Raw genomic sequence first — 17609 nt, forward strand, 5'->3', positions numbered from 1 at the left:
TCAGGCCATTTGAGCCAGTTCTGGCGGCGTTTCCTGGCTGGAGAACCAGTTCAGCTTGCTGCGCAGGCTCACCACGCTGCCGACGATAATCAGGCTTGGGCTGGCGGCCTGTTGGGCCAGCGTTCCCAGTCGGTTCAGCTCGCTTTCGATCACCCGTTGACGGCACGAAGTGCCGTTTTCCACCAGCGCCACCGGCGTGGTCGTGGGCATGCCGTGGGCAATCAGTTGGCGCTGGATGTCCGCTGCCTGCGTCAGGCCCATGTAGAACACCAGCGTTTGCTGCCCGGCGGCCAGCGTCGCCCAGTCCAACCCGCCGTCGCTCTTGGCGTGGCCGGTCACCAGCCGCACGCTCTGCGCATGGTCGCGATGGGTGAGGGGAATGCCGCTGTAGGCAGAACAGCCGGAAGCGGCGGTAATGCCCGGTACTACCGAGAACGGAATGTTGGCATCGGCCAGCGTTTCCAGCTCTTCGCCGCCACGGCCAAAAATAAACGGGTCCCCGCCTTTCAGCCGCACGACGCGTTTCCCCCGTTGCGCCTGTTCCAGCAGGATGCGGTTGATCTGCTCCTGCGGTACGCAATGATGGCCCGCGCGTTTGCCGACGAAGATACGCTCGGCATCGCGGCGCACCAGCGTCATGATCTCGTCGGACACCAGCCGATCGTAAACCACCACGTCGGCCTGCTGGATCTGTTGCAAGCCCTTGAGCGTCAGCAAACCGGCGTCCCCCGGCCCTGCACCCACCAGCACCACTTCGCCGGTCTCCTCCGCAGGGCTGTCGAACAACTGTTCGATCTGCCGTTGCGCCAGCGTCTGGTCATCATTGGCCAGCGACTGCGCCAGCCGGTCATGGGCAAACAGCTTTTCCCAAAAACGACGACGGGCGCCCGCGCCGGTAAAGTGCCGTTTCACCCGTTGGCGCAATGAGCCGCCCAGTAGCGCCAGCTTGCCAAGATGCTGCGGCAACACGGCTTCCAGCTTTTCACGCAGCAGCCGCGCCAGCACCGGCGCTTTGCCGCCGGAGGACACCGCGACCATGATCGGCGAGCGATCGATAATCGACGGCATGATAAAACTGGCGCGTTTGGGGTCGTCGACCACGTTGCAGAATACCCGTTGCTGGTTGGCGCACTGATAGACCCGCGCGTTAACCTCAATCCGATCGGTTGCGGCGATGACCAGCCATTTTTCCGCCAGCAATGCCGCGCTGAATTCCCCTTCCACCAGCATAACCCGGTCTCGGGCTGCCCACTCGTGGAACTGTGGGCTGAATGCGCAGGCGTTGACGGTCAGCAACGCGCCGGCATCCAGCAGCAGACGCGCCTTGCGCTCGGCGACTTCGCCGCCGCCGACCAGCAGGCAGGCTTTGTGTTGCAGTTGGCAGAAAATCGGCAGGTAATCCATTGGCAATCCTCGGAGCAATCGGCAACGGGGGCGCACTGCGCCCCCGGAATATTATGCAGCCTGGCGCGCTGCGGTTTTCTCGGCCTGCGGACGTTCGGCGCGTGGGGTGGCATACCAATAACCCAGGCCCATCAGGACCGAACCGGACAGGATATTGCCCAGCGTTACCCACAACAGATTATGGCCGATCCCGCTCAGCGTATAGGCTTCGCTGTGATGGCCGAACCAGGACAGGGCGAACAGCGTCATGTTGGCGACGGAGTGTTCGTAGCCGGAGGCGATAAAGGCCAGCAGGCACCACCAGATGGCGATGAATTTGGCGGCACCCTCGACGCGAATCGCCATCCAAATGGCCAGGCAAACCAGCCAGTTGCACAGCACGCCCTTGAAGAACAGCACTTCGGCGGGGGCGGTGGTTTTCGCCAGCGCCACGGTATGTACCAGGCTGGTGTCCACCGGCAGCAGGCTGCCGCCACCGTAGTAGTACATCAGCGCCACCAGCACCGACCCCAGCAAGTTACCCAACCAGGTTTGCGGCAGGACTGCCCACATCTGGCTTTGGCGGATGGTACCGGCTTTGACGCCCAGCGTCAGGAACATGGTGTGGCCGGTAAACAGCTCGGAACCGGCGATGATCACCAGCGTCAGCGCGATGCCGAAGGTGGCGCCCATCACTAATGGCCGAAGGGACGGATCGACCAGGTTGCCAAGGGTGAAGATTAAAATGATGCCGAGGCCGACGTAAGCCCCGGCCATCGCCGAGCTGATCCAAAAGCCCAGCGGGCTGTCTTTCGACAGCCTGACGATGCGAGCCGCGTTGGCGGCGCATTTGTTGATGGTATCGGTGAACATGCTGCTTCCCCTGAGGTTAACGTGAAAATGTCAGGCCGCGACCTGCACCATGCCGTCGACTACGCGGCTGGTGAAATGCGCAACCGAGCGGCTGCCATCTTCCAGGCAGTAGCCGTCGTGCAGGCGGAAATGCTGTTTTTTCAGCGGGCTGGCGACCCACAGTTCACCCTGATGTTCGGCGATCAGGCCGCGTGACAGCACGCTGGCCTGGGCGAAGGGATCGATATTGCTGATGGCAAAGACCTGCTCATCGGCATGGGGGCGGAATACCGCCACCTGCTGTTCGCCGATCAGGGCGCACACGCCGGTGCCGGGCAGGATATCGGTGACGGGGCAAAGGGTGATCCACTGGCTCATACGTTGTTCTCCTCAGCGTCCAGCAGGGTGACGGGAATGCGTTCATCCGGGCGCGCCGGGCGATGCTGTTCGCGCTCGGCCACGATCTGTACATTCGGATCGCGCAGGCTGCTGTTGATAAAGTGGGCGAAACGCACCTGAGTTTGCGGATCTTCGACGGCTTCTTTCCACTCGCAGATCACCGCATCGCGCAGGCGGGCGATTTCGGTTTCCAACTGGTCGTTGATGCCCAGCTTGTCGTCAATGATCACCTTGCGCAGGTAATCGATGCCGCCTTCCAGGCTTTCCAGCCACACCGAGGTGCGCTGCAGCTTATCGGCGGTGCGGATATAGAACATCATGAAACGGTCCAGATAACGCTCCAGCGTAGCGCTGTCGAGATCCGCCGCCAGCAGGTCGGCATGGCGGGGTTTCATGCCGCCGTTACCGCATACGTACAGGTTCCAGCCGTTCTCGGTGGCGATGATGCCGACGTCCTTGCCCTGCGCTTCAGCACATTCGCGGGTACAGCCGGAAACGCCGAACTTCATTTTGTGCGGCGTGCGGATACCTTTGTAGCGGTGTTCCAGTTTGACGCCAAATCCGACGCTATCACCCACGCCAAAGCGGCACCAGGTGCTGCCGACGCAGGTTTTCGACATGCGCAACGCCTTGGCGTAGGCATGGCCGGTTTCAAAACCGGCGGCAATCAGCTTGCTCCAGATAGCCGGCAGGTCGTCTTTCTGCGCACCGAACATGCCGATGCGTTGTGAACCGGTCATTTTGGTATACAGGTTGTATTCCTTGGCAATCTGGCCGACCGCCATCAGCCCGTCCGGCGTAATTTCGCCGCCGGCGGAGCGTGGGATCACCGAATAAGTGCCGTCTTTCTGGATATTGCCGAGGAAGTTGTCGTTGGTGTCCTGCAGCGGCGTATGCTGCGGTTTGAGCACGAACTCATTCCAGCAGGAAGCCAGCAGCGAGCCGACGGTCGGTTTACAGACTTCGCAGCCGTAACCTTTGCCGTATTTGGCCAGCAGTGCGTCGAAGGACTTGATGCCTTCAACGCGGATCAGGTGGTACAGCTCCTGGCGGGAATAGGCGAAGTGTTCGCACAGATGGTGGTTAACCTCGATGCCCTGTTTGCTCAGCTCGGCGTTCAGCACCTGGGTGATCAGCGGAATACAGCCGCCGCAGCCGGTACCGGCCTTGGTTTCTGATTTTATCGCCGCGACGGTGTGGCAGCCCATGCCGACCGCCTTGACGATGTCGCCCTTGGTGACGTCGAAGCAGGAACAGATTTGCGCGCTGTCCGGCAGGGAATCCACGCCGATGGCCGGTTTGCTGCCTGCATGTGCCGGCAGGATCAGGCCGTCCGGGTTTTCCGGCAGTTCAATGGCGTTCAGCGCCAGTTGCAGCAGATTGCCGTAGTCGCTGGTATCGCCGACCAGCACCGCGCCGAGCAGGGTTTTGTTGTCGGCGCTGACGATGATGCGCTTATAGACTTCTTTGCTTTCATCCAGATAAACGTAGCTGCGTGCGCCTTCAGTGCGGCCATGAGCATCGCCAATGCCGCCAACGTCTACGCCCAGCAGTTTCAGTTTGGCGCTCATGTCGGCGCCCTGGAAGGCATTTTCACGGCCCAGCAGGTGATCGGCCGTGACCTGCGCCATTTTATAGCCCGGCGCCACCAGGCCGAAGGTGCGCTCACGCCAGGAAGCGCACTCGCCGATGGCGTAAACGTCCGGATCGGAGGTTTGGCAGCTGTCGTTAATCACGATGCCGCCGCGGCGGGCGGTAGCCAGGCCACATTGGTGAGCCAGCTTGTCCTGAGCGCGGATGCCGGTGGAAAACACGATAAAGTCCACTTCCAGCTCGGTGCCGTCGGCGAACTGCATGGTTTTACGCGCCTGTTCCCCGCCGTTGACGATCTCTTTCGTGTTTTTGCCGGTATGCACTTTGACGCCCATACGTTCGATCTTGCGGCGCAACTGATCGCCACCCATAGGATCGAGCTGCTCGGCCATCAGCATTGGGGCGAATTCAATGACGTGGGTTTCGACCCCCAGGCTTTTGAGCGCCCCGGCGGCTTCCAGCCCCAGCAGGCCGCCGCCAACTACGGCGCCGCGTTTGCTGCGGCGTGCGCAGGCTTCGATGGCGTTCAGATCTTCAATGGTGCGGTAGACGAAGCAATCCTGGCTTTCCGCGCCTTTAATCGGCGGGATCCACGGGTAGGAGCCGGTGGCCATAATCAGCTTGTCGTAGTAAAGGGTGCGGCCGGTATTGGAGTGAATGACCTTCTCATTGCGGTTGATGGTAATGGCGCGCTCGCCAACCAACACCTTTACGCCTTGTTTTTCGTAAAAGCCTTCGCGCACCAGCGAAAGTTCTTCGGCGGTGTGGTGGGCGAAATAAGAAGACAGGTGCACGCGGTCATAGGCGATGCGCGGTTCTTCACAAAATACGGTGATCTCAAACTGGTCTTTGTCCGCTTTTTCCAGCAGATCTTCGATAAACCGGTGGCCGACCATGCCGTTCCCGATGACAGCAAGTTTGACTCTGCTCATTATTGCCTCAAAATTCTGATTTCCTGGGCTTACCTTATGCCTCCCCACGGGCAATTTATTGATGCAAATCAAGTGCACCTTCATATACCTCTAATGTGGTATATAGATGATTTTTATCAATATTTGATAAGTTGCGGTTTTTATTCGCCTTTAGCTGAAACGAGCCAGTTACTGTAAGCCTTACCCCTTCGGGGTAGCGGAGGGAGTAATAAACTTTTTGCGGCTTTGTCAGCCGGATCCACTGCCAGTATGATGAGTAAAACGAGCCGTAACAGCAGAGGTGAAGGGTGGCCAAGAATCCATTGAAGTTTATCGACAACCTGCGTTTGAGCGGACATGAAGGGCTGTGGCAACTGGCCATTGAGCAGGGGCGCATTGCCCATCTGGTGCCGCAACCTGAGGGGCAGGAATGGCGCAGCGACGTGCTCGATGCGCAGGGCGGGCTGGCGCTGCCGGCGTTTGTCGAGCCGCATATCCATTTGGACACCACCCAGACCGCCGGGCAGCCGGCCTGGAACCAGTCCGGCACCCTGTTTGAAGGCATTGAGCGCTGGGCCGAACGCAAAGCGATGTTGACCCATGAGGACGTCAAACAACGCGCCTGGCAGACGCTGAAATGGCAGATCGCCAACGGCGTGCAGTACGTGCGCACCCACGTTGACGTCTCCGATCCGACCCTGACCGCGCTGCGCGCCATGCTGGAGGTGAAGCAGGAGGTCGCGCCCTGGGTGACGCTGCAAATCGTCGCTTTCCCGCAGGAAGGCATTATGTCCTATCCCAACGGCGAGGCATTGCTGGAAGAGGCGCTGCGGCTGGGGGCTGACGTGGTGGGGGCCATTCCGCACTTCGAGTTCACGCGCGAATACGGCGTAGAATCGCTGCACAAAGCCTTTGCGCTGGCGCAAAAGTACGATCGGCTGGTGGATGTGCACTGCGACGAGATTGACGATGAGCAGTCGCGCTTTGTCGAAACCGTGGCGGCGTTGGCGTTGAAGCTGAATATGGGCGCCAGGGTGACCGCCAGCCATACCACCGCGATGCACTCTTACAATGGCGCTTACACTTCGCGGCTGTTCCGCCTGTTGAAAATGTCCGGCATCAACTTTGTCGCTAATCCGCTGGTCAATATTCACCTGCAGGGGCGTTTCGACAGTTACCCGAAACGGCGCGGCATCACGCGGGTAAAAGAAATGCTGGAAGCGGAGATTAACGTCTGCTTTGGCCACGACGACGTCTTCGATCCCTGGTATCCGCTGGGGACCGCCAATATGCTGCAAGTTTTGCATATGGGGCTGCATGTCTGCCAACTGATGGGATACGGCCAGATTGACGACGGGCTGAAACTGATCACCAGCCACAGCGCGCGCACCCTGCACCTGACCGATTACGGCCTGGCGGCGGGCAACAGCGCCAACCTGGTGATCCTGCCTGCGGAAAGCGGTTTTGATGCGGTGCGCCGCCAGACCCCCGTACGCTATTCGATTCGTCAGGGGGCGGTGATTGCCGAGACCCGGCCGGCGGAAACCACACTGTACCTGGCGCAGGACGAGAAGGTGGATTTCCGGCGCTAAGGCGTGGCAACAACCATAAAAAAAGGCGCCAGAGGCGCCTTTTTGATGTCACCGACGGCAGATTAGTGCGTCACGTGACCGTGGCTGCGGTGCTTGGTAACGAAACCGAGCAGCAGACACATGACGAACACCGCCAGGTACAGGCCGTTGGCGGTGGTCAGCGCAGCGTGTGCGCCGCCTTTGGCCACGATCGGGCCGGTGACCACGAAGGTCAGCATGGTGCCGATGGTACCGCAGGTCAGAATGAAGTTAACCAGCTTCGGCGAAGACACCTTGGTTTGCAGCGAGCCGAGGGTGATCAGCGTGGTGTAGATCGCGCTGGAAACGAAGCCCAAGGCCATGATGTAGTAGCCCAGGTGCTCCGGATTGTCGGTGCTGACGAACAGGTACATCGCGCCGGTCGCCAGAGCGGCCAGAACGGTGACGATACGTTGCAAGTCAAAGAAGCGCAGAATAAAGCTGAACACCCACATGCCAACCATGTACGAAGTCCAGAAATCGCTCACCAGTTTACCGGCCTGGCCGATGTCCATGCCGAATGATTTGGTGGCGTATTCCGGTACCCATTGGATAAAGCCCAACTGGCCGAGGATATAGCACAGTGCGGCGATCGACAGGAACAGCACGCCGATGCCCCATTTCTCTTTTGCCACCGGCTGGCCGGCATTGGCGCCTTTGTTGCCCAGCACCGGGAACTCGGAGAACAGGGTCAGCACAAAGATACCCACGTACAGCAGGCCGATGCAGGCATACACCCAGTACCAGCCGATCTGACGCGCCAGCAGCATTGCTGCGACAATCGGGAAGATCATCCCGGCCATGCTGAAGAAGGAGTCAGTGAACAGCAGGCGCGAACCGCGCTGGCGGCCGGCGTACATATGGGTGATCAGGAAGGTGCCTATCGACATGGTGATACCGCTGACCACGCCAAGGATAAACATGCACAGGGAGAACATCGTCAGGCTCTTGGTCACCATCAGCCCGGCGACAGCCAGCACCATCAGGATAAAGCCAAACATCAGTTGACGCTTCAGCGGAATGATTTCCATCAACCAGGCGTTGAGGAAGATCGAAATCAAGATGCCGGCGTTAAGGAAAGTAAAGGTGTTGCTCATGCTGGAAACCGGCAGATTAAAATACTCTGCAATGTTTCCCATCACCATCCCTGTGACGATAACTAAAGCGCCGGTCAGCGCGTAAGAAAAATAGCTGATCCAGGTAAGCCGTAGACGGTTGCTGTCATTCATTATATAGGCCTGATTATGTCTGTTTAGGATTATCCCCGTCGCCTTTCAAACCGCAGCGTTGTTGCCTGCGCTCATTGGTCCCGGTCATTGTAGGGGGCGCCCCTACAATGCCAGGGGATGAGTGAGTTGGGCGCCTGGCTGCAATTTGAAATTCATAGGGTATAACACTGGGTTAAGGCCGCTGGCTTTTCCTGGTAAAAGTGGAAAAGTCCCGATCAGGCCACCAGGGAGCGGATCCTAGCACAGACAACGGGAGTTTTTGTGATGGCTGTCGATTTTTTGATGCAATCAATGAAAGGTCGTGAAATTTTTTTGTGATCTATTTGCTTATCGTCACGATCGAGTCGCGGCTGACGATCGTCGGTGCGAAGCTGATGTGCGGGGTGGCGGGATCAATCAGCAGCCGCGTGGCGTATTGCGCCATCTCGGTAATCGGGAAGTGTACGCTGGTCAGCGCCGGTCGCACGAAGGGCGCGCGTTCGCCGCTGTCGTAACAGATCAGCGAGATATCTTGCGGTACCCGCAGGCGGTGCTCGTTGAGCGCCAGCAGCGCGCCGATGGCCATCTCTTCGTTGCAGCAGTAAATGGCGGTGGGCAGGGTTGGCAGTTGCAGCAGTCGGTCGGCGCAACGGTAGCCGCTTTCCAGGTCGTAAACGCCTTCCACGCAGGCCAGCGGCTTGATATGCGCGGCCTGCATCGCCTGTTCGAAACCCTGCAGCCGCAGCCGGCTGGAAGCCCGTTCGCTTGGGCCGCTGATGCAGGCAATACGCCGGTGGCCGGCATCGATCAGCTGCTGCGTCGCCATGCGGCTGGCGAGCGGGTGATCAAAGATGACGCAGCGGTCTTCCAGACCGGGCACCAGGCGATCGAGCAGCACAAAGCTGCGTTGCTCCGCCGCCAACTGGCGCAGTTGATCGTCGCTGAGGAAACGTACGTGCAGGATCACCCCGTCACAGCGCAGGTTGAACAGCCGCTGGATCGCCCGCCATTCGTTTTCCGCACTGTTGCGGCCCTGGGTCACCAGCAACTGCTTACCCTGGGATTCGGCTTCGGTTTGCACAAAGTCCATCAGCGCGCCGAAGAAACCGCCGCGATACGAGGTGGTGACCAGGCCCAGCGTATTGCTGTGGCTGGAAGCCAGCGCGCGGGCGGCGGGATTGGGGGTATAGCCGAGCTGGGCTACCGCTCGTTCAACCTTCTCGCGGGTCGGCGCTTTAACGTTGATATCGCCATTCACTACGCGTGACACGGTGGCGCGGGACACGCCCGCCAATGCTGCGACATCTTCCAGTGTCACCATCATCCGACTCCTGATTACGGCTTAAACCGGGTTCGGCGCACCGAACCCCTGCATATAGGTATAGCAATGTATCAGCAACCGCGTCCCGCCAAACGGTTATTTAAACTGCGGCAGATAAGGCGCATTCACCGCCAGCACGTCTTCCAGCAGCGGTTGCGCCACGTTGGCATTGGCCACCAGCGGGTTGGTGACCAGCGCCAGCAGCCCGCTGCGGCGATCGCCATGCACTGCGGCTTCGATGGTCAGGCGCTCGTAGGCCTTCACCTGTTGGGTCAGCGCGTGCATGGAATCCGGCAGCGTGCCAAAGGTCAGCGGGTGCGCGCCCTGAGCATCGACGATGCAGTTGGTTTCTATCACGGCATCGTCCGGTAAGCCGCGAATGGCACCCCGGTTTGCGGTATTGACGACTAATTGCGTACCGAGATTATTATGGATCGCACGAATTAGCTCCAGCGCCACTTCCGAATAGTATGATCCACCGCGAAAACTCAGTTGTTCAGGCTTGCTGTCGAGCTGAGGATCGGCATACAGCTCAAACAGTTCTTTCTCCACCTTCATCACCTGCTCGGCACGGGTGCCGCGCTCGGCTGCCGCGGCCACTTCTTCGGCCAGCATCTCTTTGGTCTGGTAGAAATAACGATGATACGGGCAGGGGATGGCGCCGACGGCGCGCAGGAAGTCCGGCTGCCACGGCTCTTCCTTGATGTTGTTCATGGTCAGCGCCGCGCCGTCGCACAGCATGTCGATCACCTTGTCGGTCACGTCATGGCCGTTTTGCAGCACCTGATGCACCCAGACCATGTGGTTCAGCCCGGCGAACTGCAGCTGCACATCTTCATAGGGGCTTTTTAACATAGTGGCGATCATGTGGTGCATGCTGATCGGCACGTTGCACAGGCCGATAATTTTCGCTTTGGTGTAGCGTGAGACCGCTTCGGTGACGATGCCGGCCGGGTTGGTGAAGTTAATGATCCAGGCGTCCGGCGCCAGCTTTTCCACTCTGCGCGCAATATCCAGCATGACCGGGATGGTGCGCAGCGCTTTGGCGAAGCCGCCCACGCCGGTCGTTTCCTGGCCGATCAAATCGTATTTCAGGCCGAGACGCTCGTCGGCAGCGCGTGCCGGCAACTGGCCGACGCGGAACTGAGTCAGGACGAAGTGGGCGCCGCGAATGGCGTCATCCAGCTCGAAATGCACGCTGACCTTCACCTGTTCCAGCCCATTGCGCGCCAGCATGCGCCGGGTCAGCGCGGCGATGATCTCTACCTTTTCGCGGCCCGGTTCAACGTCGACCAGCGCCAATTCGGTCACCGGCAGTTCTTCGATGCGTTGGATCAACCCATCGACCAACTCTGGCGTATAGCTGCTGCCGCCGCCGATAACGGCAATTTTCAACGCATTCATGCGCGAGTCTCCAACAGTGCCTGACGGCGGTAAAGTTCAATCATGTCGTCTGCCAGATCCTGGATCACCATGGCGTTCATCAGGTGGTCCTGGGCATGAACGGTAATCAGGTTGATGGTCAGTTTGCCGCAGCCTTCATCCAGGCCGATCAGTTGGGTCTGGATAAGGTGCGCCTTTTTCACCGACTGTTTCGATTCGGCCATGTGTTTGGCTGACGCAGCAAAGTCCCCGGCGCGCGCCTGTTGCAGCGCCATCAGGGCACTGCTGCGGGCGCCGCCGGAGAACACCAGCAGTTCCATGATGGTGCTTTCAAAATCGGGGCTGATTTCAGTCATCAATTCACTCACGTTATTTCTCCTGTTATCGCGCGACAGCGGTGCCGGCGTCCCGGCGTTAATCTCGGTTTCTCTAAAATGAGAGCGCTCTCATTTGTCTAGAGTAACGAGAACCGAGAACCAAACCGGGAGTTGTGTCGCAAAAAGCGACGAAGGTGTGAAAAGGGCAAAAAATGCGTGATGCAGTTGGCAAAAAGGGCATCGGCGATCATACTTTCGGCAGTAAAAATCGCGGCTGGCCAAGATATGCCCCCTCAGTTGCGTAAATATAGGTAAATGGCTGGCACTCGCAGGTACAGCTCTTTAGAATCAAAGCGCTTTTCCGTTGTTTGTCTCTCAGAGAAAGGACCCGTTAATGTTCAAACGTACTTTAGTGACCTTCGTTGCGCTGTGTTCCCTGACAGCAATGACGCCCGCAGCGTTCGCCGCCGGTGAAACTCATGTCATGCTGACCACCTCGGCAGGGAATATCGAATTGGCGCTCGACAGTCAGAAGGCTCCGGTTTCCACCAAGAACTTCGTCGACTACGTGAACAGCGGCTATTACAACAACACCGTTTTCCACCGCGTGATCCCGGGCTTTATGGTTCAGGGCGGCGGTTTTACTGCGGATATGCAGCAAAAAACCGCTAACGCGCCTATCAAGAACGAAGCCGATAACGGCCTGCGCAACCTGCGCGGCACCATCTCGATGGCGCGTACCGCCGATAAAGACAGCGCCACCAGCCAGTTCTTCCTGAACGTGGCGGATAACGCCTTCCTGGATCACGGCCAGCGCGACTTCGGTTACGCGGTATTCGGCAAAGTGGTTAAAGGCATGGACGTGGTGGACAAAATCTCCCAGGCGCCGACCGGCAATGTAGGCCCGTACCAGAATGTGCCTAGCAAGCCTATCGTCATTCTGTCAGCCAAAGTGCTGCCATAAATTTTCTGCGCCGATCCCGCCGGGGTCGGCTCTTCCTTCCTTCCGAAGCTTTGCCTGCATCACTGTTTTCTTCCCCGCCGCATGTTTTAATAGCCCGCTTATAATCAGACCGGAAACCCGGCGTCTTGCCTTTGTTTTCTCTCGGAATGAGCGGCTGCCATGTTTGAATTTAACCAGGTTCTGCTGTTGTTGCAGCAGATGTGCGTTTATCTTGTCATTGCTTATTTACTGAGCAAAACCCCGCTGTTCATTCCTTTGACGCAGGTGACCATCCGGCTGCCGCATAAGCTGTTGTGCTACCTCATCTTCTCGGTGTTCTGCATCATGGGCACCTATTTCGGCCTGCACGTCGAAGGCTCGATAGCCAATACCCGCGCCATCGGCGCCGTGCTGGGGGGCCTGCTGGGCGGGCCTTCGGTCGGTTTTCTGGTGGGGTTGACCGGTGGCCTGCACCGTTACACGCTGGGCGGCATGACCGACATCGCCTGCGCGGTATCCACGGTGGCGGAAGGGCTGGTCGGCGGGCTGGTGCACAGCATCGCCATGCGCCGCAGGCGTATCGATCTGTTGTTTAATCCGTTGTTTGTCGCCGGCGTGGCGTTGGTCACCGAAGTGTTGCAGATGGCGATCATTCTGGCGATTGCGCGGCCGTTCGACGAGGCGCTGCGGCTGGTGGAGCACATTGCCTTGCCGATGTTGATCGCCAATACCCTGGGGGCGGCGATGTTCATGCAAATCCTGCTGGACCGGCGGGCGATGTTCGAGAAATACACCAGCGCGTTTTCCGCCAAGGCGCTGAAGGTTGCCGAACGCACCGAAGGCATTCTGCGGCAGGGGTTCGATCAGGAAAACAGCATGAAGGTGGCGCGGGTGATCTATCAGGAGTTGGGCATTGGCGCGGTGGCGATAACCGATCGCGAGAAGCTGCTGGCGTTTATCGGCATTGGCGATGACCACCATCTGCCGGGCACGCCGATCTCGTCGGGGCATTCGCACCGCGCCATCGACAACAACGAAGTGGTGTACGCCGACGGTAACGAGCTTTCCTACTGCTGCTCGATCAACCCCAACTGCAAGCTGGGTTCAACCCTGGTGATCCCGCTGCGCGGCGAGAATCAACGGGTGATCGGCACCATCAAGCTGTACGAACCGAAAAGCCGGTTGTTCAGCACCATCAATCGCACGCTGGGCGAGGGTATCGCCAGCCTGTTGTCCGCGCAGATCATGGCCGGGCAGTACGAGCGCCATAAACAGCTGCTGGCGCAGTCCGAAATCAAACTGCTGCATGCGCAGGTTAACCCGCACTTTCTGTTTAACGCCCTGAATACGCTGGTGGCGGTGATCCGCCGCGATGGCGACCGGGCCTGTGAGCTGGTGCAATATCTTTCCACCTTTTTCCGCAAAAACCTGAAACGTTCGGATGACGAGGTCAGCCTGGCGGACGAGCTTGAACACGTGAACGCCTACCTGCAAATTGAGCAGGCTCGGTTTGCCGATCGGCTGGAGATTGCGGTTTCGCTGCCTGCAGAACTGTTGGCGGTGCGATTGCCGGCCTTTTCGCTGCAACCGATCGTCGAGAACGCCATCAAGCACGGCACATCGCAGCTGTTGGGCGTGGGACGGATCGATATCGGCGCGCGGCGCGAGGGGGAGTGTCTGCTGCTGCAAGTGACCGATAACGCCGGTTTGTTTCAGCCGCAGCCGAACAACAGCGGGCTGGGGATGAACCTGGTGGATAAGCGCATACGCGTACGCTACGGCGACGGTTATGGCGTTCAGGTGGCCTGCGAACCGCAAACATTCACCCGCATTACGCTCAACGTGCCGCTGGCGAGGGCTGCCTGATGTTAAACGTACTGATTGTCGATGACGAACCCTCCGCACGCGATAACCTGCGGCATTTACTGGAGGCGGAAGACGGCATCTGCATCGTCGGCGAATGCGCCAACGCGATAGAGGCCATCAGCGGTATCCACCGCCTGCAACCGGACGTGGTGTTCCTGGATATTCAGATGCCGCGCATTACCGGGCTGGAAATGGTGGGTATGCTCGATCCCAACCGCATGCCGCATATCGTGTTCCTGACCGCCTATGACGAGTACGCGGTGCAGGCTTTTGAAGAACATGCGTTTGATTATCTGCTGAAACCGGCGGAGCCGAAGCGGTTGAGCAAAACGCTGCAGCGCCTGCAGCAGCACCGTGGGCAGCAGAATATCGCCGCACTGGATGAGAGCGCCGGCTATCTGAAATACATTCCCTGCACCGGCCACAGCCGCATTTACCTGTTGCGTTTTGACGAGGTGGTGGCTGTCCGCTCGCGGTTGAGCGGGGTGTTCGTGGTGCGCAATGACGGCATGGAGTGTTTCACCGAACTGACGCTGCGGACGCTGGAGCTCCGTACGCCGCTGGTGCGCTGCCACCGCCAGTACCTGGTCAACCTGGAGCAGGTACGCGAAATTCGCTTCGAGGACAGCGGCGCGGCGGAGATGATCATGCCGGCCGGAGAACCGGTGCCGGTCAGCCGCCGCTACCTGAAAGCGCTGAAGGAAGAACTGGGGCTGCGGGGATGATTAATTGGCGGGCCACTGACGGCGGGCATGAACTACGGCCAGCATAATGATTAACCCATTGGTTAATTCATAAACCAGAAAATAGGAATGATGAATGACCATTTCACGTGTACCGGGCACTCGGCCTGGTTTTCCACTGGACGGGTTTTGTGAGAGTGGTGTCGCAGCCGCTGAAATCAAGCTATCAATTTCTATAGCTGCGGCCGGATTCTTTGTTTCCAGGTAGTCATAAATTGCCATACGATCGGCAATCGCGGGTTCCGTTCACTTGAGTGTCACGATATTTCCTTATCGCAATCGCATTACCTTATCAGTTTTGACCTGCGTTCAGCGAAGTAGGTCTCAACTGCTTCATTATCAGTAATTTTTCCTTCATTAAGCGCTTTACGGCTTAAGTCCACTTTTTCCTGTAGCCACTGCTCATATTCTTTCTGATGAGTTTGCCGGCTGACAAAATCACGCATGAAATCGCGCAGCAACTGAGATGCGGTGCGATCAGCTGCTTTGGCCGCGCTGGCAAAGGCGATTTTTAATTCCTCATCCACTCGGATAACTACGGTAGATTCAGACATGATAATTACCTCGTATATACAACGTAAATCTTACTATATCATCGGTGGCTTATTGTTCAAGCAGGTAGAAACTGCGAGTACGAGGATCGGCGGAATCTGAAATTATTGGCTTTGCGGGCGTCTTGATGACGCCCTTTTTGTTTGTCCTTGACGGGGTTACGTCGCGCTTATAGCTTTATTGACATCAACAGGCGCTTTTCGCGCCGCGTCAGCGTCAAAGGAAAAGAAAATGAGTGAAGCACGGATTATCGCCAAAGCGATGAAGGACGGGAAACCGGTACAGGATCTGGCGATCCTGCCCGCTTTGGCGAACCGCCATGGCCTGATTACCGGCGCGACCGGGACCGGTAAAACCGTGACGCTGCAAAGAATGGCCGAGCAGTTTTCGCGCATCGGCGTACCGGTGTTCTTGTCGGACGTGAAGGGCGATCTGTCGGGGATTGGCGCGGAAGGCGTGCCCTCCGAGAAGCTGCAAGCGCGCCTGTCGGCGATTGGGGTTAGCGACTGGCAGCCGCAGGCCTGCACCCTCATTCCCTGGGACATCTACGGCGAGAAGGGCCACCCGATCCGCGCTACCGTTTCCGATTTGGGGCCGCTGCTGTTGGGGCGCCTGCTGGATCTGAACGATGTGCAAAGCGGCGTGCTGCAACTGGTGTTCAAAATCGCCGACGACAATGCGCTGTTGTTGCTGGACATGAAAGACCTGCGCGCCATGGTGCAATACGTGGGCGACAACGCCAAACAGTTCCAGACCCAGTACGGCAATATCTCTTCTGCCTCGGTCGGCGCTATCCAGCGCGGCCTGCTGACGCTGGAGGAGCAGGGCGCCAATCAGTTCTTCGGCGAGCCGATGCTGGACATCAACGACCTGATGAAAACCGACGCCAACGGCCACGGCATCATTAACCTGCTGGCGGCGGACAAGCTGATCAATCAGCCGAAGCTGTATTCGGTGTTCCTGCTGTGGCTACTGGCCGAATTGTTCGAACATCTGCCGGAAGTGGGCGATCCGGAACAGCCGAAGCTGGTGTTCTTCTTCGACGAGGCGCACCTGCTGTTCAACGATGCGCCGGCAGCGCTGCTGACCAAAATCGAGCAGGTGGTGCGCCTGATCCGCTCCAAAGGCGTCGGCATCTATTTTGTCACCCAAAACCCGTTGGATATCCCGGACAGCGTGCTTGGCCAGTTGGGCAACCGCGTGCAACATGCCCTGCGCGCCTTTACTCCCCGCGATCAGAAGGCGGTGAAAGCCGCAGCGCAAACCCTACGCGCCAACCCGGCTTTCGACGCGGAAACGGCAATCACCGAACTGGGCGTGGGCGAGGCGCTGGTGTCATTCCTCGACGAGAAAGGGCGGCCTAACGTGGTGGAGCGTGCGATGGTGATCGCGCCTGAGTCCAAAATGGGCATGCTGGGGGCTGAAGGGCTAAACAGCGCAATTAACAAGTCACCGCTGTATGGCCGCTACGAAGATATGGTCGATCGCGAATCGGCTTATGAGAAGCTGTCGTCGGAAGGGTTCGCCACCGTCGGCAGCCCGCAGCCGGGCCAGCCGGCGCAACAACCGCAGGCGCAGCAGCCGGCGGGCGGTGGCCTGATGGGCGGCCTGAACGAAATTCTGTTCGGCTCCACCGGCCCGCGCGGCGGCAAGCGCGACGGTATTGTCCAGACCGCCGCCAAGAGCATGGCGCGCGATCTCGGCCGCCAGATCCTGCGCGGCGTGCTGGGTTCGATCATGGGCGGCCGTAAAAAGTAAGCGGAAATTATCGATAGCGGCAGTATTGTCGGGGCGTTGTATACTGCGCCCGTGTAAATCGGGGCGAGATATTCTCCCCCTACGATGATGTCCGTTGGAAACACTATGCTGCTGTTGATCGATAACTACGACTCTTTTACCTATAACCTTTACCAGTACTTTTGCGAATTAGGCGCCGAGGTGCTGGTGAAGCGTAACGACGAGCTGCAACTGGCCGATATCGAACGGCTGGCGCCGCAGCGTCTGGTGATCTCCCCTGGCCCCTGCACCCCGAACGAAGCCGGCATCTCGCTGGCCGCGATCCGTCATTTTGCCGGCAAGCTGCCGATCCTCGGCGTTTGCCTGGGGCATCAGGCGCTGGGTCAGGCGTTTGGGGCAAAGGTGGTGCGCGCCCGCGAGGTGATGCACGGTAAAACCTCGGCGATCCGTCATCTCGACGGCGGCGTATTTCGCGGGCTGAACAACCCGTTGACCGTTACCCGTTACCACTCGCTGGTGCTGGAAGCCGCCACGCTGCCGGCCTGCTTTGAAGTCACCGCCTGGAGCGAGCGCGACGGCGTTCGCGATGAAATCATGGGCATCCGCCACCCTGAGTTGGCGCTGGAGGGTGTGCAGTTCCATCCGGAGAGCATCCTGAGCGAGCAGGGCCACCAACTGCTGGATAATTTTCTTAAAAGTTAATCAGTTAGGTTTTTTTTGCCGACGAAGACGATTTGCATTTGCCCTTTATTGGTTTTTTATGCATATTTTGTGATTATATTTTCACTTAA

General features: G+C 58.6%; 16 protein-coding genes. 6 read left to right on the top strand and 10 right to left on the bottom strand.

The window, feature by feature from the left end; genetic code table 11:
* Genes cysG through nirB form a run of 4 tightly spaced genes read right to left on the bottom strand, consistent with a single transcriptional unit; the run spans nucleotide 1 to nucleotide 5159 of the window.
* Nucleotides 1-1404 carry a siroheme synthase CysG gene (gene cysG, locus JK621_RS17890; RefSeq protein WP_212557063.1) on the bottom strand — a complete coding sequence of 468 codons (1404 nt, stop codon included), beginning with the start codon at nucleotides 1402-1404 and terminating at the stop codon, nucleotides 1-3.
* A gap of 51 nt (nucleotides 1405-1455) precedes the next feature.
* Nucleotides 1456-2256: a nitrite transporter NirC gene (gene nirC / locus JK621_RS17895; RefSeq protein ID WP_013814829.1), complete on the bottom strand. Its 801-nt coding sequence runs from the start codon at nucleotides 2254-2256 to the stop codon at nucleotides 1456-1458.
* Between the two features lie 30 nt (nucleotides 2257-2286).
* Nucleotides 2287-2613 carry a nitrite reductase small subunit NirD gene (gene nirD, locus JK621_RS17900; RefSeq protein WP_004951296.1) on the bottom strand — a complete coding sequence of 109 codons (327 nt, stop codon included), beginning with the start codon at nucleotides 2611-2613 and terminating at the stop codon, nucleotides 2287-2289.
* Nucleotides 2610-5159 (bottom strand): nitrite reductase large subunit NirB, encoded by a 2550-nt coding sequence (gene nirB / locus JK621_RS17905; protein ID WP_212557064.1) that lies wholly within the window; start codon nucleotides 5157-5159, stop codon nucleotides 2610-2612. The genes nirD and nirB overlap by 4 nt, the downstream gene beginning before the upstream one ends.
* Before the next feature lie 302 nt (nucleotides 5160-5461).
* Here nirB and JK621_RS17910 point away from each other — a divergent pair, with 302 nt between their 5' ends.
* Nucleotides 5462-6730 (top strand): cytosine deaminase, encoded by a 1269-nt coding sequence (locus tag JK621_RS17910; protein ID WP_283249358.1) that lies wholly within the window; start codon nucleotides 5462-5464, stop codon nucleotides 6728-6730.
* Nucleotides 6731-6792: 62 nt separating this feature from the next.
* Here the strand turns inward: JK621_RS17910 and tsgA are convergent, their stop codons facing one another.
* The 4 genes from tsgA to JK621_RS17930 form a co-directional block, all read right to left on the bottom strand.
* Nucleotides 6793-7977, bottom strand: a complete 1185-nt coding sequence (gene tsgA, locus JK621_RS17915) for an MFS transporter TsgA (protein WP_212557066.1) — start codon at nucleotides 7975-7977, stop codon at nucleotides 6793-6795.
* 319 nt (nucleotides 7978-8296) lie between these two features.
* Entirely contained in the window at nucleotides 8297-9277 is a 981-nt protein-coding gene (locus tag JK621_RS17920) for a LacI family DNA-binding transcriptional regulator (protein WP_212560230.1), read from the bottom strand.
* Between the two features lie 96 nt (nucleotides 9278-9373).
* On the bottom strand, nucleotides 9374-10681 hold the full coding sequence (locus JK621_RS17925) for a 6-phospho-beta-glucosidase (protein WP_212557067.1): 1308 nt from the start codon (nucleotides 10679-10681) through the stop codon (nucleotides 9374-9376).
* The gene (locus tag JK621_RS17930; RefSeq protein WP_212560231.1) at nucleotides 10678-11016 is read right to left on the bottom strand and encodes a PTS lactose/cellobiose transporter subunit IIA; all 339 of its coding nucleotides are present in this window, start codon (nucleotides 11014-11016) and stop codon (nucleotides 10678-10680) included. Before JK621_RS17930 ends, JK621_RS17925 begins: the two co-directional genes overlap by 4 nt.
* 355 nt (nucleotides 11017-11371) lie before the next feature.
* On the opposite strand from JK621_RS17930, the gene ppiA reads away from it, so the two are divergent.
* The 3 genes from ppiA to btsR all read left to right on the top strand — a co-directional run bounded on the left by ppiA (nucleotide 11372) and on the right by btsR (nucleotide 14511).
* On the top strand, nucleotides 11372-11941 hold the full coding sequence (gene ppiA, locus JK621_RS17935; protein WP_212557068.1) for a peptidylprolyl isomerase A: 570 nt from the start codon (nucleotides 11372-11374) through the stop codon (nucleotides 11939-11941).
* Nucleotides 11942-12100: 159 nt separating this feature from the next.
* Entirely contained in the window at nucleotides 12101-13786 is a 1686-nt protein-coding gene (locus JK621_RS17940; RefSeq protein WP_212557069.1) for a sensor histidine kinase, read from the top strand.
* Entirely contained in the window at nucleotides 13786-14511 is a 726-nt protein-coding gene (btsR, locus tag JK621_RS17945; protein ID WP_013814819.1) for a two-component system response regulator BtsR, read from the top strand. Before JK621_RS17940 ends, btsR begins: the two co-directional genes overlap by 1 nt.
* On the opposite strand, the gene JK621_RS17950 is transcribed toward btsR, so the two are convergent.
* Nucleotides 14512-14751, bottom strand: coding sequence for a type II toxin-antitoxin system RelE/ParE family toxin (locus tag JK621_RS17950; protein WP_249337090.1), 240 nt, complete (start codon nucleotides 14749-14751; stop codon nucleotides 14512-14514). It abuts the gene before it with no gap.
* A gap of 62 nt (nucleotides 14752-14813) precedes the next feature.
* Nucleotides 14814-15083: a hypothetical protein gene (locus JK621_RS17955; RefSeq protein ID WP_013814817.1), complete on the bottom strand. Its 270-nt coding sequence runs from the start codon at nucleotides 15081-15083 to the stop codon at nucleotides 14814-14816.
* 229 nt (nucleotides 15084-15312) lie between these two features.
* Between JK621_RS17955 and JK621_RS17960 the strand changes: the two genes are divergently transcribed.
* Complete coding sequence (locus JK621_RS17960; RefSeq protein WP_212557070.1) at nucleotides 15313-16839, top strand: helicase HerA-like domain-containing protein; 1527 nt, start codon at nucleotides 15313-15315, stop codon at nucleotides 16837-16839.
* Between the two features lie 105 nt (nucleotides 16840-16944).
* Nucleotides 16945-17520, top strand: coding sequence for an aminodeoxychorismate synthase component II (locus JK621_RS17965; RefSeq protein WP_212557071.1), 576 nt, complete (start codon nucleotides 16945-16947; stop codon nucleotides 17518-17520).
* Nucleotides 17521-17609: the final 89 nt, after the last annotated feature.

It is taken from the genome of Serratia plymuthica (genome assembly GCF_018336935.1).
Classification (GTDB): domain Bacteria; phylum Pseudomonadota; class Gammaproteobacteria; order Enterobacterales; family Enterobacteriaceae; genus Serratia; species Serratia plymuthica_B.

What these genes read in the sequence shown, in the direction of transcription:
- cysG (WP_212557063.1), bottom strand. Translation starts at nt 1,404, where the DNA reads ATGGATTACCTGCCGATTTTCTGCCAACTGCAACACAAAGCCTGCCTG.
- nirC (WP_013814829.1), bottom strand. Translation starts at nt 2,256, where the DNA reads ATGTTCACCGATACCATCAACAAATGCGCCGCCAACGCGGCTCGCATC.
- nirD (WP_004951296.1), bottom strand. Translation starts at nt 2,613, where the DNA reads ATGAGCCAGTGGATCACCCTTTGCCCCGTCACCGATATCCTGCCCGGC.
- nirB (WP_212557064.1), bottom strand. Translation starts at nt 5,159, where the DNA reads ATGAGCAGAGTCAAACTTGCTGTCATCGGGAACGGCATGGTCGGCCAC.
- tsgA (WP_212557066.1), bottom strand. Translation starts at nt 7,977, where the DNA reads ATGAATGACAGCAACCGTCTACGGCTTACCTGGATCAGCTATTTTTCT.
- JK621_RS17920 (WP_212560230.1), bottom strand. Translation starts at nt 9,277, where the DNA reads ATGGTGACACTGGAAGATGTCGCAGCATTGGCGGGCGTGTCCCGCGCC.
- JK621_RS17925 (WP_212557067.1), bottom strand. Translation starts at nt 10,681, where the DNA reads ATGAATGCGTTGAAAATTGCCGTTATCGGCGGCGGCAGCAGCTATACG.
- JK621_RS17930 (WP_212560231.1), bottom strand. Translation starts at nt 11,016, where the DNA reads ATGACTGAAATCAGCCCCGATTTTGAAAGCACCATCATGGAACTGCTG.
- ppiA (WP_212557068.1), top strand. Translation starts at nt 11,372, where the DNA reads ATGTTCAAACGTACTTTAGTGACCTTCGTTGCGCTGTGTTCCCTGACA.
- JK621_RS17940 (WP_212557069.1), top strand. Translation starts at nt 12,101, where the DNA reads ATGTTTGAATTTAACCAGGTTCTGCTGTTGTTGCAGCAGATGTGCGTT.
- btsR (WP_013814819.1), top strand. Translation starts at nt 13,786, where the DNA reads ATGTTAAACGTACTGATTGTCGATGACGAACCCTCCGCACGCGATAAC.
- JK621_RS17950 (WP_249337090.1), bottom strand. Translation starts at nt 14,751, where the DNA reads ATGGCAATTTATGACTACCTGGAAACAAAGAATCCGGCCGCAGCTATA.
- JK621_RS17955 (WP_013814817.1), bottom strand. Translation starts at nt 15,083, where the DNA reads ATGTCTGAATCTACCGTAGTTATCCGAGTGGATGAGGAATTAAAAATC.
- JK621_RS17960 (WP_212557070.1), top strand. Translation starts at nt 15,313, where the DNA reads ATGAGTGAAGCACGGATTATCGCCAAAGCGATGAAGGACGGGAAACCG.
- JK621_RS17965 (WP_212557071.1), top strand. Translation starts at nt 16,945, where the DNA reads ATGCTGCTGTTGATCGATAACTACGACTCTTTTACCTATAACCTTTAC.